This is a genomic window from Synechococcus sp. R55.7, assembly GCF_047461955.1.
In the GTDB taxonomy this organism is placed as follows: Bacteria; Cyanobacteriota; Cyanobacteriia; order Thermostichales; family Thermostichaceae; genus Thermostichus.
Map to the genome: position 1 here is coordinate 1 of NZ_JANSIC010000475.1, position 670 is coordinate 670.

The 670-nt window shown below is 59.1% G+C and carries 2 protein-coding genes; one reads left to right on the forward strand and one right to left on the reverse strand.

Features of this window, described 5'->3' with window-relative positions; all coding sequences use genetic code 11:
- Positions 1–221: hypothetical protein (locus tag NW820_RS13220; protein ID WP_414407753.1), on the forward strand; the 221-nt coding region annotated here is incomplete at its 5' end.
- 275 nt (positions 222–496) lie between these two features.
- On the opposite strand, the gene NW820_RS13225 is transcribed toward NW820_RS13220, so the two are convergent.
- A partial coding sequence (locus NW820_RS13225) for an OmpA family protein (protein ID WP_414407754.1) occupies positions 497–670 on the reverse strand: 174 nt, incomplete at its 5' end.

Here is a 670-nt window from a genome sequence, read left to right on the forward strand (position 1 = left end):
GGATCCTGACGCCGAGGCCGTGCCGGCACGGCAAGGCTTGGGTTGGAACGGCCAACAACCCCGGCGGGCTGGGGATCTGCCTGTTGCGCAAGCCATTGATAGACCTGCTGCTGGTGAGCGAGAGAGCGCTGCTCAAGCTGTTGTACCCGTTCTTGCAGTTGGGCTTGCCGCCTGAGCCAAGATTCAGAACCTGGTTCATCTTCAAACAAGGTCTGGGATGACGGCAGAGAGTGCTCCCAAGCTTGCAGAGAAACCTCAGTGGCCGCACTCCGCCCTTTCCGAGACGAGGCCAACCAGCCACATTCGCCGATCAAAAACGGCAAGGACAGCAAACCCAACAAAGCCGAGCCGGAGAACAGAAGACTGGGCCTAAGCATGGATCCCACCCCTTGAAATAGCTTAGAAGTAAAGAGTTGCCTCTAAACTAGTTCGCCGCAGCCGCAGTGTCCAGAGTTTCGGCGATGCTTGCCCTGAGCCAAAACTCAGAAACTCTCCCCTAGGGGATTCTGCCACCCGCCAGATCCACCAACTCCACGCGGCGATTCTTCGCCCGGCCTTCCTCAGTGGTGTTGCTGGCCACAGGAGCAGAGAACCCCACACCAACCGGATAGAGTCGACGTTGCTCGATACCCAGCTGAACCAACCGGTTGACAACCGCCTCGGCCCGGCG